The sequence below is a fragment of the Gordonia hydrophobica NBRC 16057 genome (assembly GCF_001592365.1).
Classification (GTDB): domain Bacteria; phylum Actinomycetota; class Actinomycetes; order Mycobacteriales; family Mycobacteriaceae; genus Gordonia; species Gordonia hydrophobica.
Window position 1 is genome coordinate 277067 of sequence record NZ_BCWU01000005.1, and the last position, 15082, is coordinate 292148.

The window sequence follows — 15082 nt, forward strand, 5'->3', positions numbered from 1 at the left end:
ACCTACTTCGTGACCTGGAACAATCCCGACAACTTCGCCGTCTTCGGCGGCTGCGCAGGAACCGGTGTCTCGTCGTAGGTGATGTCGTCGTTCGGATCCAGTGGGTTGGCCGACTGGGCGAATGCCTGCGGGCAGTCGAAGCGGCCCGACGCCTCCCACTCGGTGACTCGCTGCAGCTTCAGCGTGCAGGTCGACGACGTGTAGTAGACACCGTCGATCGAGACGCCGACGGTTGAGGTGATCGGCGCGTCGGGGTTGCGTGCGCGGGCGTCCTTCGGCCACGGGAGCACTCCGCCTGCGAGGTCGACGGCGAGGAACTCGAGTTGGCCGCCCTCGCCGCGGTCTCCCGCGAAGGTGAACAAGAGCGTGTCCGGGGGAACGTTGGGATCGGGTCGGCCGGTCTTGGCGAAGCGCACGCACTGTGCGGTGCCGTCGGCGGGGGTCACCGAGACCGTCATGTCGCCGGTGCCGTACCGGAGTGCATAGCCGCTGCGAGCGATCTTTCCTGCGGGCGGCACCACGGTGCACTCCGCGGCACCGAGCACTTTCGTCGACGCCGGTGTGGGGCTCGGTGAGCTGTCGGCGGCGTCGGGCGCCGGGTCGCCGCCACACGCGGTGAGCGCGGCGACGGCGCAGGCGGCCACGGCGGACAGGGCCCGGCGGGTCCGTGTCATCGGATCAATCGGCCGCGGCGACCAGCGGTTCCAGCAGCAGATCGGGGTGTTCCTTCTCGATGTACTGCAGTCGCCACTTGTCGGAGAACAGGGCGAGAATGGCGCCGTCGCTGCGGGTGAAGACCTCGACGCCGCGCTGCCGGTTCAGTTCGGGCGCACTCGCCTCGTCGGTGCGGCGGGCGATCGAGTAGCCGAGCGGTTCGACGATCGTGTCGACCTTGAACTCGGCTTTCATCCGCGCGGTCACGACCTCGAACTGCATCGGGCCGACCGCCGCCATGACCGGCGAGGCGTCGCCGCGGATGTCGTTGCGCAGCACCTGGACCACGCCTTCGGCGTCCATCTGGTCCACGGCCTTGCGGAACTGCTTGTACTTGTCCGCCGTCGTCACCCGCAGCGCCGAGAAGTGCTCGGGCGCGAACGACGGGATGGGCGGGTACTGCACCTTCGGGTCGATGAACAACGTGTCGCCGGGCGCCAGCGCCATTGCGTTCACCAGTCCGACGACGTCGCCGGGGAAGGCGTTGTCGACGGTCGACCGGTCGCGGCCGAACACTGCTTGCGCGTATTTGGTCGCGAATGGCTTCCCTGTCTGGGCGTGCGTGACGACCATCCCGCGCTCGAACTCGCCGGACACGATCCGCATGTAGGCCAGTCGGTCGCGGTGGCTGGTGTCCATTCCCGCCTGAACCTTGAAGACGACGGCGCTGAAGGCGTCGGTCACTTCGCGTTCGGTGCCGTCGACGGTCTCCCGGCTGCGGGGAGGTGGCGCGAACTCCACGAGCGCGTCGAGCAGTTGGCGGACGCCGAAGTTGAGCATCGCCGACGTGAAGATCATGGGGGAGGTCTGGCCGGCGAGGAACATCTCCTGGTCGTGATCCTGGCCGAGTTCGCTGAGCAGCTCGCTCTCTTCCTGGGCGGCCGTCCAGGCGTCGCCTTCGCGCTGCGCCGCCTCGTCGGCGTTCAGCAGGATCTCGGGTGCGATCTTCGCGCCGCCTGCCGTGCGTTCGAAGTGGATGTACTCGCCGGTGCGGCGGTCCAGGAGGCCGCGGTAGTCGCCGGCGATGCCGACGGGGACGTAGAGCGGCGTCGGGATCAGCCCGATGCGCTCACTGATCTCATCGATCAACTCCAGTGGCGTCTGTCCTGGACGGTCCCACTTGTTGATCACCGTGATCACCGGGATGCCGCGGTGGCGGCACACTTGGAACAGTTTCAACGTCTGCGGCTCGAGGCCCTTCGCCGCGTCGATCAGCATCACTGCGGCGTCGACCGCGGTCAGGACTCGGTACGTGTCCTCGGAGAAGTCGGAGTGGCCGGGAGTGTCGACGAGGTTGATGACGTTCGGGACGTCGGACGTCGACGCCTCCGGCGTGTAGTTGAACTGCAGCGCCGTCGACGTGACCGAGATGCCGCGCGCCTTCTCCATCTCCATCCAGTCCGATACCGTCGCGCGTCGGCTGCCCTTGCCGTGCACCGCGCCCGCCTCGCTGATCATGTGGGCGTGCAGCGCCAGAGCTTCGGTCATCGTCGACTTACCGGCGTCGGGGTGGGAGATGATGGCGAACGTACGACGCCGCTTGACTTCGCGACTGATGACCTCAGAACTCACCCGTCTACGCTATCTGTTTGCAGTGGTCACCGGCAAAATGGAGCGGAGCGACAGGTCGAGCCGAGTCACGAGGCCGAAGGCCGAGAACTCGGTCGAGACCAAGTGAGTGACAGATTGAGCCGACGCCCGATGACAGGTCGAGCCGATGGCGCGGAGCGCCAGGTCGAGCCGAGTCACGAGGCCGAAGGCCGAGAACTCGGTCGAGACCAAGTACCAGCAGCTGGGAGAAGAACCAACAAACAGCGCAAACAGGGAGCGAAGACCGCCCCACCACGCGCCCCGCACCACTTCCCGTCGAGTAGCACCACTTCTGGTTCCCGCACTGGTTCGCGACCAAGTGCGAGAACCACAAGTGCCGCGAGAGAACTGAAAGTGGTGCACACCCGTCGACAACGGTCACCGAGCGCTGAAAACTGTCTCGTCAGCGCCCTCCGGCGGCGATGTTCCGTCGGAAGCTTCTGAGCGGACAGTTTCTAGGACTACCTATGCGCAGACCCCCAACCGCTACTCGGAATCAACCGAACCAGGCCACTCCACGAGGTACGTCCGAGCTTCCTTGATCTTCGCCGCCTTCGACGTACTCGCGAATCTGAACACGTGACTGAAGTGCACGCGACTCGAGCCGGATTCCAGGAAGCCGTCGCACGACGCGAGTCGGCCGTGAGTGATGACCGAACTGACTTCGAGATAGTCGGCTGCTTCGGCCGGGCACACGACGTCGGCGATCGCTTCGTCACCGGCGGACTGTCTGCCCCCGATAGTCCAACTGACGTCGTCGGTCAGCCATGCGGTCATCGCCTCGGCGTCGCGGCTCGCCCAACTCGTGACGAATTCGCTGACGATGCCGATTCGCGGCGCGTTGCCGCAGTCGGTGGGGAGGGTTATGTGCATGAGGGGTGGGGGTTGGGGTGTGGGGGTGGGGTTCGCGGGCTTAGTTTAGGTGGGTTTCGGTGTCATGTCGCGTGGTCTCGACCGACGCCTCGGCCTTCGGCCTCGGAAGTCGGCTCGACCTGTCGCTCCGCTCCAGTCTCGACCGACGCCTCGGCCTTCGGCCTCGGAAGTCGGCTCGACCTGGCGCTCCGCGCCACTCCGCTCCATCACTCAAAGGGGATTGGCGGCAGCTTCACTACCTGGGCGGCGTAGCTGAGGCCGGCGCCGTAGCCGAGGAGGAGGGCGGTGTCGCCGGGCTTGGCGGCGCCCGTCGACAGGAGGTCCTCCATCGCCAGGGGGATCGACGCGGCCGACGTGTTGCCCGTCGTCTCGATGTCGTTCGCGACGACAGTCGACTCGGGGAACTTCAGGCTGCGCGCCAAGAGATCGTTGATGCGCGAGTTGGCCTGGTGGGGGACGAAGACGTCGATGTCCGCGGCGTCGACCTTTGCGACGTCGAGGGCGCGCTGTGCGACCTTACCCATCTCGAACGCGGCCCACCGGAACACGGCGGTCCCTTCGAGGCGCAGGTACGGGCGCTTCTCGATGTCACCGCCGTCCATGTAACTGATCCAGTCGATGTCCTGGCGGATCGCGTTGAACTGGGTCCCGTCACTGCCCCACACCACCGGGCCGAGACCCTGCTCCTCCGTCGGTCCCACGACCACGGCTGCGGCGCCGTCGCCGAAGATGAAGCAGTTGGAGCGATCGGTCATGTCGAGCGTCACCGACAACTGCTCGGCGCCGACCACCAGCACATGGCTGGCACTGCCGCCGCGAACCATGTCCGACGCGAGGGACATCGCGTATCCGAAGCCCGCGCAGCCCACCGTCACGTCGAACGCGGGCACACCGTTGGCGCCGAGTTCGGTGGCAATGGCCGTCGCGCCGGCGGGCGTCAGCAGCAGGTGGGTGTTGGTCGCGAGGATCACCGCGTCGATGTCCGAGCCGGAGAGCAGTGCATTCGCGATCGCCTTGCGACCCGCATTGATGCCCATCTCGACGACCGTCTCGTCCCGACGCGCAAAGCGACGGCTCTTGATGCCGGTCCGCGTGTAGATCCACTCGTCGGACGAATCGATCTGTTCGCAGATCTCGTCGTTGGTGACGACGCGCTCCGGCCGGTACGCGCCGATCCCCAGCATTCCGATCTTGCTGATGCCTACGGCTTCGGGCAGTTCGTTCATCCGTGTCTCCCAAGGGTCGGCGCACGCGTCGACACGCGCTTTTCTCGACGGTCTCACGGCGTACCGGTTACCGGGAAGTACTACCCGCGGGTCGTGGTGAAGGACTGCGATTCCACTGTCCGCGGCTTCCGACCGTTTCCGGCGGATACCGTTACTTGTATGTCTGTATCGACCACCCGGCTGTTACTGCTCGGCGCGGTCGGGCTGTTCGAGCCGGTCAACGGCTACCAGGTCCGTCGCGAGTTGCTCTCGTGGCGCGTCGACGAGTGGGCCAGCATCAAACCGGGCTCGATCTATCACGGTCTGCGGACCCTGGCGGCGCGGGGACTCCTGCTTGATCGGACGCTCGCCGACGACGGCCGCGACGTCGTCGTCTACCAGCTCACCGAAGCCGGACGGGCGACGTTGGAGGAGGCGATCGTCGCTGCGATCGTCGAGGTCAACGTGTTCGATCGCCACGCATTCCAAGCCGCGTTCGGACTGCTGCCGATGCTCGGGACGGAACGCGCGGCGCAGGCGCTGCGTACGCGCCGCGCCGGTGTGCACGCCAAGATCGGGCATATTCTCCCGCCCGCGGATTCTGACCCGTACGCTCCGCCGCACGCCGTCCGCAGCCTGGAGTTGTGGAAGAGCTTCGCCGAGGTGGAACTCCACTGGCTCGACGGCGTCCTCGCCGACATCGACGCAGGCGGATTGAGTTTCGCAGGAGTCGGTCGGTGGCAGCCGCCCGCCGACGACCCGGGCTATCAGATGGTCGACGACCGAGCCAGGTATCTGACCGAGCTCGGACGCGACCGCGGCTGAAACCCGGTTGACAGTCCTTCAGTGACGGCCGCACACTTTAGGGTATTCAAATTTGACTAGCCGGACGGAAGGGGAGCGGATGATCCACGCGCGCGGGCTCGCGGCGACATTCGTGACAGGCAAGGGCAAGAACAAACGAGAAGTGCGGGCCGTCGACGGTGTGGACTTGGACATCGCGGAAGGCGAAGTCGTCGGTTTCCTCGGTCCCAACGGCGCGGGGAAGACCACCACGTTGCGCATGTTGACCACGCTGTTGCGGCCGACCGCGGGCACGGCGACGGTCAACGGGTTCGACGTGGTCGCCGACTCCGTGCAGGTGCGCCGCAGCATCGGCTACGTGTCGCAGATGGGGTCCACGTTCTCCCAGGCGCTGGCCGGTGACGAGGTGGCCGACCACGGGCAGCTGTACGGGATGAGTCGGCGCGACGCCGTCGCCCGCGGTCAGGAGTTGTTCGCGCAGCTCCAACTCGACGGACTGTGGGACCGGATGCCCAAGAACATGTCCGGTGGCCAGCGTCGCCGCCTCGACATCGCCATGGGGCTGATCCACGATCCGACGCTCGTCTTCCTCGACGAGCCCACGACCGGCTTGGATCCGCAGGCTCGCGCCAACCTGTGGGAGCACATCGCCAAGCTGCGCACCGATCGGGGCGCCACGGTCTTTCTGACTACGCACTACCTCGACGAAGCCGATGCGCTCTCGGACCGGATCATCATCATCGACAACGGAACGATCGTCGCCGCCGACACCCCGGAGAACTTGAAGTCGCATGTCTCCGGCGACCTCGTCCACCTGGAGTTCGCCGCGGCCGAACCAGTCACACACGCTGCGGAACAGCTTCATCGGTTGGGTGCGACGGAGATCACGACCGACGGCTTCGGCGTCCGCGCCCGCCTGCGGGGCTCGGCCAAGGTGATCCCGGGACTGCTGCGCGATCTGGAGGCGGGCGGCAACACCCTCGACTCGATCGAGATCCTGCGGCCCACGCTCGACGACGTGTTCCTGACGCTGACCGGGCGCAGTCTGCGCGACGCGGAATCGGCCGTCGACGCCGAGGAGGTGTCCGATGAGATTTCTGCGTGATTCGTACATCGTCTTCCGCCGGCAACTGCGGATGAACCTGCGTAATCCGGCGTGGGTCCTGATCGGCATCATGCAGCCGGTGATGTACCTGGTCCTGTTCGGTCCACTGCTGAAACCACTGGTGGAACAGTTCCCCGGTGCCGGCGACAACGCCTACACCTTCCTGGTCCCCGGTCTGCTGGTGCAGCTCGGCATGTTCGGTGCGATGTTCGCGGGGTTCGGCCTGATCGGCGAATGGCGCGAAGGGGTCGTCGAAGCTGAACGCGTCACGCCCGCCAGCCGCACCGCGCTGCTGTTCGGCCGGCTGCTCCGCGACCTGCTGCAATTGCTGGTTCAGGCGTTGATCCTGGTGGGCCTCGGTTATGCGATGGGCATGCGCGGTTCGGTGGTCGGCGTGATCATCGGCATCATCATCACGCTCCTGGTCGGCGGTGCGTGCGCGGCGGCGTCCAACGCCCTGGCGCTCACCACCAAGAGCGAAGACGTGATGGCGCCGGTGCTCAACATGTTGTTGATGCCGATCCTGCTGCTGTCGGGAATCCTGCTCCCGATGACGCTGGGGCCTGCGTGGCTCAAGCGGGTCTCGGACTTCATGCCGTTCCGCTGGATCGTCGACGCCGTCAGATCGTCGTTCCTGGGCGACGTCGCGGCGTCGAGCGTCGGGTGGGGACTGCTGGCCGCAGTGGTGCTCAGCGCACTCGGCGGATGGTGGGGGACCAGCGTGTTCCGCCGCGAGAACGCCTGACTCCTCAGGGAAATGCGACAGGGGCCGGACGATGCCGTCCGGCCCCTGTCGCATCATGCACGACGACGTCAGCGAATCAGTCGACTATTCCGGCGAGGTGCTTGGCGAGCGGACCCGGCTCGGCGTCGGCCAGTCCGTCGAACGACGTGACCTGCGGTACGGGCGGCAGAGTGGCGACAGTCCCCGCGTAGCTCAGTCCGGCGCCGAAACCCAGGATCAGCGCGAGCTGGCCGCCCTTGGCCTTGCCGGTCGCGAGCATCTCCTCGATGGCGAGGGGAATCGACGCGGCCGACGTGTTGGCCGTGGTCTCGATGTCGCCCGCCATCGGCAGATCGTCGGGCAGGCCGAGGTTCTTCTTCATCAGATCGTTGATCCGGGCGTTGGCCTGGTGCGGGACGAAGACCTCGATGTCGTCCGGGCCGGCTCCCGACTCGGTCAGCATCTTGGTCAGCGCGCGGGGCAGCGTGACCGCGGCCCACCGGAAGACGCGGGGGCCCTCCATCCGGATGATCATCCGGCCCACCGGATCGGTCTCGGGATCCTTGCCCTGGTACTCGACGGCGCGTGCCATGTACTCGACGGTGTCGTGGTTCTGCTTGATCGCTTCGGCGTTCTCACCGTCGCTACCCGACACGATCGGGCCGATGCCGTTGACCTCGCTCGGTCCGACGACCACCGCGCCTGCGCCGTCGCCGAAGATGAATCCGGTGCTCCGGTCGCGCGGGTCCAGGCCGACGGACATGGTCTCGACGCCGATGACGACGACGTTGGTGGCGCTGCCCGCGCGGATGGCGTCGGCGGCCACGCCGAGCGCATAGCCGAAGCCGCCGCAGCCGGCGGAGACGTCGAAAGCCGGGATTCCGTTGAGCCCGATGTCGGAGGCGATGATCGGCGCGCCGTGCGGCACGTTCCACGGCCAACTGCTGGTGGCGAGGATCAGCATGTCGACGGACTCGCGCTCGATCCCGGAGTTGACGATGGCGCGCTCGGCAGCGGTGGCGGACATGCTGCGCATGGTCTCGTCGCCGCTGATCCACCGGCGGGCCTTGATTCCGCTGCGCTCGAAGATCCACTGGTCAGACGAGTCCATCACGCGACAGAGCTGGTCGTTCGTGATCAGTCGCTTCGGTCGGTATGCACCGATACCGAGCATCGCGATGTTCGTATGGCCCGTGGGGGAAACCAGAGTCGCCAAGTTATTCGTCCTCGTCATCACGTCCGGCGCGGGGGTCGCCGAATACTCGGCGGTAATTCTACTTCTGTGTCCCGAAGCCGTCAGCACAGGATCTGTCGGTGCCGTCACGGAGCGGGCAGCGGCGGCGTGGACGATGTCGTGTCCGGATGCTTCTCACGAGCGCCCAGCGTCATCGCCGCTCCCGCCACGGACAGGACGGAGCCGGCGACGAAGACCAGCCAGAACCCGCCGACGGCCGCGACGAGTCCGGCGCCCAGCATCGGGCCGATGAGCTGGCCGAGTGCAGCCGAGACGTTGACGATCCCGAGGTCACGTCCGTGGTCGTGGTGGTACGGCAGCAGATCGGTCGCGAACGCCAGGCCCGCCGTCATGAACGCGCCGTACCCGACGCCCATCAGCGCGGCCGCGACCACCGTCGTCGCGAACGTCGTGTGAGCCACGATCACCAGTCCCGCGCAGGCCTGAATACCCGCCGCGACCACGGTCAATAGACGTCGGTGCCCACGGCGGTCCGCGACGAGGCCGAACACGACCGAACTGCCGACGGTGAACACCGTGTACACGACGATCAGGATCAACAGGTTGTTCTCGGCGGCGTCGGTCTCCTGGCCCAGCCCGTACAGGAGGAAGAACAGAAACAGCGACGTGCCGAGCGCATTGCCGATGTTGCCGACCAGCCGGCCGCCGAGCATCCAGCAGAAGTCCCGGTCGCGCAGCGACGCCCACCGCTGTCGATCGGGACTCACCGCGTCGGTGTGGGGCGGCGCGGGGTCCGGCAGCCCGAACGCGGCCGCGGTGCCGACCACGGCCACCAGTGCCGCGAGCACCAGATAGCCCGGCACCACGTCGAGCCCAAGCACCACGATCGTTCCGACGCCCAGCACGATGCCGAGGGCCTGCGACGACCCGATCGCCGCCGACGCCCCGCCGCGCTGCTGCGGCGGCAGTTGGTCGGGGATCATCGCGGTGAATGCGGCCGAGGCGACGGCGACCGCCGCCGAGACGCCGATCCAGCAGGTCGCGACCAGCCACGGTCGGTGGGCCACCCCGGTGGCTACGAGAAAGATCGCCATGCCCCACGAGCCGCCGAGCGCCCAGATCCGCCGCCGGGCACCCAGCCAGGCAGGGAAGTGCGATCCGTCGGTCCGGTCCGAGCCCGCGCCGGCGAGCGGGCCCGCGATCACACCGACCAGTCCGCCGATCCCCAGGATCATTCCGGAGACCACGACCGAATGAATCCAGCGGTCGCCGTCGTCGGCGGTCTGTTCGTCCAGTTGCAGCGGAAGGAGCAGCTGCAGCGGCGTCAGTTGCGCCATCCAGATCACCAGCCACGCGAGCGTGAACAGGGTCAGCCACCGGCGACCGATGGCCGATGAGGTCATGCCCGGTTCTCCGCGATCACCCGTCCGTACCAGTCGTACGACGTCTTCGGCATGCGTGCCGACGTCTCGAAGTCGACGTGCACCAGGCCGAAGCGCTGCGTGTAGCCGTCGGCCCATTCGAAGTTGTCGATCAACGACCAGACCGTGTACTCCTGCACGTCCGCGCCCGCGGTGATCGCTTCGCCCACAGCGCGGATGTGCCCGTCGAGGTACGCGATCCGATCCGGGTCGCAGGGCTGGACACCGCGGTCCGGTTCGGGGAACGACGCGCCGTTCTCGCTGATGATCACCGGCGGCATCCCCGGGTACCGCGCGGTGAAGTCGAGTAGCAGGTCGCGGAGGGTGTTCGGCACGATCGGCCAGGCGGGACCGAACCCGGTGACCGGAGCGCCGGGCGTGGGAACGATGTCGAAAGGGATCGGATTGTCGTCGCCGGTCGGTGCGGTCACCGTGGTGGGGTTGTAGAAGTTCACCGCGTAGAAGTCGGGGCGCTCCGCGATCACGTCCAGGTCGCCGTCGTGCACCGGCATCGCCGCGCCCAGGGACGACAGATCCGGATAAGCGCCGGTCAGGATCGGATCGGCAAAGATCCGATTGTGAATGAGGTCGTAGGCGGCGACGGCCTGCGCGTCGTCGTCGTGCAGTGGCAGTACGTGGGTGTGGTTGTTCGCGATGCCCACCGACTCGGCGCCTGCGGCGCGGAGCACCCGAGTCGCCAGGCCATGCGCCAGCAGTTGGTGGTGTGCCGTCGGCAGCGCGTCGAACAGCAGGACCTCGCCGGGCGCCAGCTCGCCGGTCGCGTAGCCCTGCAAGGTGGTCATCGCGGGCTCGTTGATCGTGTACCAGTGCTTCACCCGATCGCCGAGTCGATCGACGACGAGTGCGGTGTAGTCGGCGAACCGGTGGGCGGTGTCGCGGGCGAGCCAGCCGCCTGCCTCGTGGATCGGTAGCGGCAGGTCCCAGTGATAAAGCGTCGGGAACGGTGTCACTCCCGCGTCGAGCAAGTCGTCGACCAGGCGGGAGTAGTAGTCGAGCCCGACCGGGTTGGGGCTGCCTGCGCCGTCCGGCTGGACACGCGTCCAGGAGATGGAGAAACGGTAGCGGTCGAGTTCCAGATCCGCGGCGAGCGCGACGTCCTCTCGCCATCGGTGATAGCTGTCCGGACCGGGATCGGCGGTGGACCCGTCGACGACCTTGCCCGGCGTGTCCACCCAGTCGTCCCAGACGGAGCGTCCGCGCCCGCCCGCAGTGCGTGCGCCCTCGATCTGGAAGGCGGCCGTCGCCGCCGACCAGCGGATCGGCCGAGGAAGGATGGGGATGTCGTGGGAGGTGGGCAACGGGCATCGCTCCTTGCAAATCCGGCCTGCATTCGATCAAACGATCAAGTTATCAGGCCATCATTGTCGATCGCGCGGCGAAATGCGGGCGGTCGAGCGAATTGGGGATCCGAAAGCAGTGATGCCGTACTGCGCGCCCGGAATCGCCGAACGCACTACGGCATCAGCGAGCGGAGACGACTACCAGGCGTGGACCACGTTCTGTGCGGCCTCGAGGCCCTGCTTGGCGAGCAGCTCCGCCGCGTCGACACCGTTCGTCACGAGGAGCTCCACCTCGGCCTTGACGGTGCCGGGAAAGGGCTTGAGAACGTAGTCCGCGGGATCCTGGCGTCCGGGCGGACGCCCGATGCCGAGCCGGACCCGGAGATAGTCGCGCGTGCCGAGTGCCTGCGACAGTGAGCGCAGACCGTTGTGGCCGCCTTCGCCGCCGCCCTGCTTCAGGCGCACGACGCCGAAGTCGATGTCGAGCTCGTCGTGCAGGACGATCACATCGGTGGGCGCGACCGAGTAATACGACGCCAACGGGCCGATCTGGCGACCGGTGACGTTCATGTACGTCCGTGACTTCGCGACCAGGACCGGCTCGCCGCCGATCCGCACGGTGGCGGTGAGCGCACCGGAACGCTTGTGCACGGAGAAGCTCTCGCCGTACGAGGAGACCAGGCTGTCGGCGACCATGGCACCGACATTGTGCCTGGTCTTCTCGTAGGCGGGACCGGGATTGCCCAGTCCGACAATGAGTTTCACTCAGAGTCCATTCGGGTCCGGCGGACTTACTCCGCTGCGGCCTCGGCTTCGGCCTCTTCTTCTTCGTCAGCAGGCTCCTCGGAGGCCTTCTGCGCCTCGACGGCGACGAGCAGCGCCTCGGGGTCGGTGACCAGGGTCGAACCCGCGGGGAGTTCGAGCGATCCGGCGGTGATGTTGGTGGGAGCCTCGAGGCCCTCGACCGAGATGACGATGTGCTCGGGGATGTTCAGCGCGTCGGCCTCGATCTCCACGGTGCTGGCTTCCGAGACGACCAGTGTGCCCGACTTCGAGGTGCCCTCGACGAGGAGGTTGACCTCGACGATGACCTTCTCGCCGCGCTTGACGATGAGGAGGTCGACGTGCTCGATGTAGTTGCGCAGCGGGTGGACGTCGACCTGCTTGGTCAGCGCGATCTGCTTGTCGCCGTCGATGTCGAGCTCCACGACGGCGTTGACGCCGTTGTTACGCAGGATGGCCGACAGGTCGCGGTTGGGGAGCAGCAGGTGCTTCGGCTCGGTGCCGTGGCCGTACAGAACGGCGGGGACCTGGCCGGCGTTGCGGGCGCGGCGGGCGGAGCCCTTGCCCTTCTCGGTGCGGGCGGTGGTGGCGAGCTGCGGGGCGGTAGCCATGCGATTCTCCTCGGTTGGGGTGGTTCGTGGTGGCGTCTTGACGTCTGCACACACGGCCTGGAACCGAGGTGGCCGAAGCCGCCTGGGGAGTTCACACCGTCGCGCCGATTACGGTGACTGTGCACCCTCGCCGAGACAACGCCGCCTAGAATACCATCGGCGCATGACCTCAGAAAAACCGACGGAATTGGTTCAGGCGTTCTTCGCCGACCTCGCGCAGGGTCGGGTCGACGCCGCCCTCGAGCGGGTGGACGAGGACATCGTGTACACCAACGTCTCGCTGCCGACCGTGCGCGGCAAGAAGCGCTTCGCTGCGGTGATGGGCGCGCTCAACGGCAAGCGCATCGCCTTCGACGCGGCGATCCTCGCGATCAGTGCCGACGATCTCGGCGTGGTCCTCACCGAACGGGTCGATGAATTGCGGGTGGGCCCGCTGCGCATCCGGTTCTGGGTCTGCGGTCGTCACGAGGTCCGCGAGGGCCGCCTGACCCTGTGGCGCGACTACTTCGACTTCTGGAACTGCACGCGCGGTTTCGTCCGCGCCATCGCTGCACTGGTGGTGCCGAGTCTGCACCGGCCGTTGCCGACCGCGGGCCGGATGAGCCTGCGAGCGTGAGACCTGCTCAGAGCACCTCGTCGATCGCGTCCAACGGGCGCGCAAGCCGAGTGCCCTTCTCGGTCACCACGAATGGTCGCTCCACCAGCACCGGGTGCTCGGTCATCGCGGTCAGGATCTGCTCGTCTGAGGCGTCGGCCAGGTTCAGTTCCTTGTAGAGCTTCTCGCGTTTGCGAGCGGCCTGCCCCGGAGTCAGACCGGCCGCGTCGAAGAGCTCGGTGAGCTGATCGCGCGTCCAACCGGTGTCCAGGTATTTGATGATCTCCGGCTCGACGCCTGCTTCGCGGAGCTTCGCGAGGGCGTTGCGGGAGGTCACGCAGCGGGGATTGTGATAGATCTTCGCGTCCACGAGTCCACGGTACGTGGCTCCGGCTCCCCGCGTGGTCATGCGGTGATCGCGGCAGTGCTCCAACAGATCCCTCCTAAGAACTGCTCGCTCAGGCGCCTCCGACGGAACATTGCCGTCGGAGGGTGCTGAGCAAGCAGTTCTTAGGGCGTGTCTGGCAAATCCCTTGCATCTGATCCGCCGAGGCCCGCAAAAGGATTTGCCAGACACGCCCCAGTAGCATCCAGGTCATGGTGTTGCGCCTGCTCGCCCGCATCTGTGCCGCACTCGCGCTGCTCGCCGTTTCCGCGGCAGGAGCGTGGGCAGGCGCAGGGGAGGCCTGCGCGTGCAGTTGTCTGCCGCTGACGCCGGACGAGACGGTGCGCGCGGCGGACGCGATCGTGGTGGGTACGCCGGTCTCCGACCGCGTGGAGGGCGCCGACCGGATCTACGTGTTCGAGGTCGATGCCTCCTACAAGACGCGCGTCGCCGAACGGATTCGGATCCGCACCGCGGCGGAGGGCCCCGCCTGCGGACCGCAGTTGACGATCGGCACAGCGACGATGGTGGTCCTGCATCGATCGCTCGACGACGCGAACCTCCCGACGCGGTCGTGGTCGACGTCGCTGTGCGCCAGTCTTGCGCGACTCGACCCCATGCCTGCGACCGCCGGTGAGCGACTGGAACCGATCGCCGCGAACGACGACGCCGACCAGGCCCTCACCCGATCACCGTGGGTGGTCGGGGCAGGGGCGCTGGCCGGCGTCGTGGTGATCGTCGGTGGGGCGCTCGCGGTCAGGCGTTACCGTCGAACAGGCTCGTGACCGAGCCGTTCTTGAAGACCTCCATGATGGTCTGCGCCAGCAACGGGGCGATCGACAGCACCGTCAAGTTCTCGAACTGCTTGTCCTCACCGATCGGCAGGGTGTCGGTCGCGATGACCTCCTTCGCGCCGCACGTGGCAAGGCGCTCGGCGGCCGGGTGCGAGAACACGCCGTGGGTGGTGGCGATGACGACATCGCCTGCGCCGGCGTCCTTGAGGACCTTGACGGCGCCCGCGATGGTGCCGCCGGTGTCGATCATGTCGTCGATGAGGACGCAGGTCTTGCCCGCGACCTCGCCGACCACGCGGTTCGACTTGATCTGGTTCGGCACGTCGGGGTCGCGAGTCTTGTGCACGAAGGCCATCGGCGCACCGTCGAGGGCGTCGGCCCACTTCTCGCCGACCTTGACGCGTCCGGCGTCGGGCGACACCACGCAGATGTTGTCGGTGCCGTAATTGCTGCGGACGTACTCGGCCAGCTGCCCCTGGGCGTGCATGTGGTCCACCGGACCGTCGAAGAAGCCCTGGATCTGGTCGGTGTGCAGGTCCACCGTCACGATCCGGTCGGCGCCCGCGGTCTTGAACAGATCGGCGATGAGGCGCGCGGAGATCGGCTCACGGCCGCGGTGCTTCTTGTCCTGGCGCGCGTACGGGTAGAACGGGATGATCGCCGTGATGCGCTTGGCGGAGCCGCGCTTGAGGGCGTCGATCATGATGAGGGTCTCCATGACCCACTGGTTCATCGGGTACGGGCAGCTCTGCAGCACAAAGGCGTCGCTGCCGCGGACCGACTCCTCGAAGCGGACGAAGATCTCGCCGTTCGCGAAGTCACGTGCCGTCTGCGGGGTGATGTGAACGCCCAGCTCGTCCGACACGGCCTGTGCCAGTTCGGGGTGCGCCCGCCCGGCGAACAGCATCAGATTCTTCTTGTTGTCGGTCGTCCAAGTCATGGGTGACTCATTCTCTCCTCAGCGGTGGGCTTCATTTGTCGG

General features: G+C 67.0%; 16 protein-coding genes. 5 read left to right on the forward strand and 11 right to left on the reverse strand.

The features are described 5' to 3' along the window. Positions 1-2 precede the first annotated feature (2 nt). The 4 genes from GH2_RS10870 to GH2_RS10890 all read right to left on the reverse strand — a co-directional run bounded on the left by GH2_RS10870 (position 3) and on the right by GH2_RS10890 (position 4403). Entirely contained in the window at positions 3-674 is a 672-nt protein-coding gene (locus tag GH2_RS10870; RefSeq protein ID WP_157086063.1) for a hypothetical protein, read from the reverse strand. A gap of 4 nt (positions 675-678) precedes the next feature. Then, entirely contained in the window at positions 679-2286 is a 1608-nt protein-coding gene (locus tag GH2_RS10875; RefSeq protein WP_066167215.1) for a peptide chain release factor 3, read from the reverse strand. Positions 2287-2790: 504 nt separating this feature from the next. Beyond that, complete coding sequence (locus GH2_RS10885) at positions 2791-3177, reverse strand: nuclear transport factor 2-like protein (protein WP_066167219.1); 387 nt, start codon at positions 3175-3177, stop codon at positions 2791-2793. A gap of 206 nt (positions 3178-3383) precedes the next feature. Next, positions 3384-4403, reverse strand: a complete 1020-nt coding sequence (locus GH2_RS10890; protein WP_066167222.1) for a beta-ketoacyl-ACP synthase III — start codon at positions 4401-4403, stop codon at positions 3384-3386. A gap of 159 nt (positions 4404-4562) precedes the next feature. Here GH2_RS10890 and GH2_RS10895 point away from each other — a divergent pair, with 159 nt between their 5' ends. The 3 genes from GH2_RS10895 (at position 4563) to GH2_RS10905 (ending at position 7036) form a co-directional block, all read left to right on the forward strand. Further along, a complete protein-coding gene (locus tag GH2_RS10895; RefSeq protein WP_066167225.1) occupies positions 4563-5207 on the forward strand; it encodes a PadR family transcriptional regulator in 645 nt (214 codons plus the stop codon). 79 nt (positions 5208-5286) lie between these two features. Next, on the forward strand, positions 5287-6291 hold the full coding sequence (locus GH2_RS10900; protein ID WP_066167228.1) for an ATP-binding cassette domain-containing protein: 1005 nt from the start codon (positions 5287-5289) through the stop codon (positions 6289-6291). Then, the gene (locus tag GH2_RS10905; protein WP_066167231.1) at positions 6275-7036 is read left to right on the forward strand and encodes an ABC transporter permease; all 762 of its coding nucleotides are present in this window, start codon (positions 6275-6277) and stop codon (positions 7034-7036) included. Before GH2_RS10900 ends, GH2_RS10905 begins: the two co-directional genes overlap by 17 nt. A gap of 76 nt (positions 7037-7112) precedes the next feature. Here the strand turns inward: GH2_RS10905 and GH2_RS10910 are convergent, their stop codons facing one another. From GH2_RS10910 to GH2_RS10930, 5 genes are all read right to left on the reverse strand, one after another. Continuing rightward, the gene (locus tag GH2_RS10910) at positions 7113-8249 is read right to left on the reverse strand and encodes a beta-ketoacyl-ACP synthase 3 (protein WP_372434505.1); all 1137 of its coding nucleotides are present in this window, start codon (positions 8247-8249) and stop codon (positions 7113-7115) included. Positions 8250-8335: 86 nt separating this feature from the next. Beyond that, positions 8336-9613: an MFS transporter gene (locus GH2_RS10915; protein WP_066167237.1), complete on the reverse strand. Its 1278-nt coding sequence runs from the start codon at positions 9611-9613 to the stop codon at positions 8336-8338. Further along, positions 9610-10950 (reverse strand): GH1 family beta-glucosidase, encoded by a 1341-nt coding sequence (locus GH2_RS10920; protein ID WP_084247438.1) that lies wholly within the window; start codon positions 10948-10950, stop codon positions 9610-9612. The genes GH2_RS10915 and GH2_RS10920 overlap by 4 nt, the downstream gene beginning before the upstream one ends. Positions 10951-11130: 180 nt before the next feature. Then, positions 11131-11697, reverse strand: coding sequence for an aminoacyl-tRNA hydrolase (pth, locus tag GH2_RS10925; RefSeq protein WP_066167240.1), 567 nt, complete (start codon positions 11695-11697; stop codon positions 11131-11133). Positions 11698-11723: 26 nt separating this feature from the next. Further along, positions 11724-12326, reverse strand: a complete 603-nt coding sequence (locus GH2_RS10930) for a 50S ribosomal protein L25/general stress protein Ctc (protein WP_066167243.1) — start codon at positions 12324-12326, stop codon at positions 11724-11726. Between the two features lie 163 nt (positions 12327-12489). On the opposite strand from GH2_RS10930, the gene GH2_RS10935 reads away from it, so the two are divergent. Further along, positions 12490-12942, forward strand: a complete 453-nt coding sequence (locus GH2_RS10935) for a limonene-1,2-epoxide hydrolase family protein (RefSeq protein ID WP_066167246.1) — start codon at positions 12490-12492, stop codon at positions 12940-12942. A gap of 7 nt (positions 12943-12949) precedes the next feature. Here GH2_RS10935 and arsC read toward each other — a convergent pair whose 3' ends face one another. Continuing rightward, positions 12950-13291, reverse strand: a complete 342-nt coding sequence (gene arsC, locus GH2_RS10940; protein WP_066167428.1) for an arsenate reductase (glutaredoxin) — start codon at positions 13289-13291, stop codon at positions 12950-12952. A 227-nt stretch (positions 13292-13518) separates the two neighbouring features. Here arsC and GH2_RS10945 point away from each other — a divergent pair, with 227 nt between their 5' ends. Next, a complete protein-coding gene (locus GH2_RS10945; RefSeq protein WP_066167249.1) occupies positions 13519-14091 on the forward strand; it encodes a hypothetical protein in 573 nt (190 codons plus the stop codon). On the opposite strand, the gene GH2_RS10950 is transcribed toward GH2_RS10945, so the two are convergent. Next, the gene (locus tag GH2_RS10950; protein ID WP_066167252.1) at positions 14063-15040 is read right to left on the reverse strand and encodes a ribose-phosphate diphosphokinase; all 978 of its coding nucleotides are present in this window, start codon (positions 15038-15040) and stop codon (positions 14063-14065) included. The two genes, GH2_RS10945 and GH2_RS10950, sit on opposite strands and share 29 nt — an antisense overlap. Between the last annotated feature and the right edge of the window lie 42 nt (positions 15041-15082).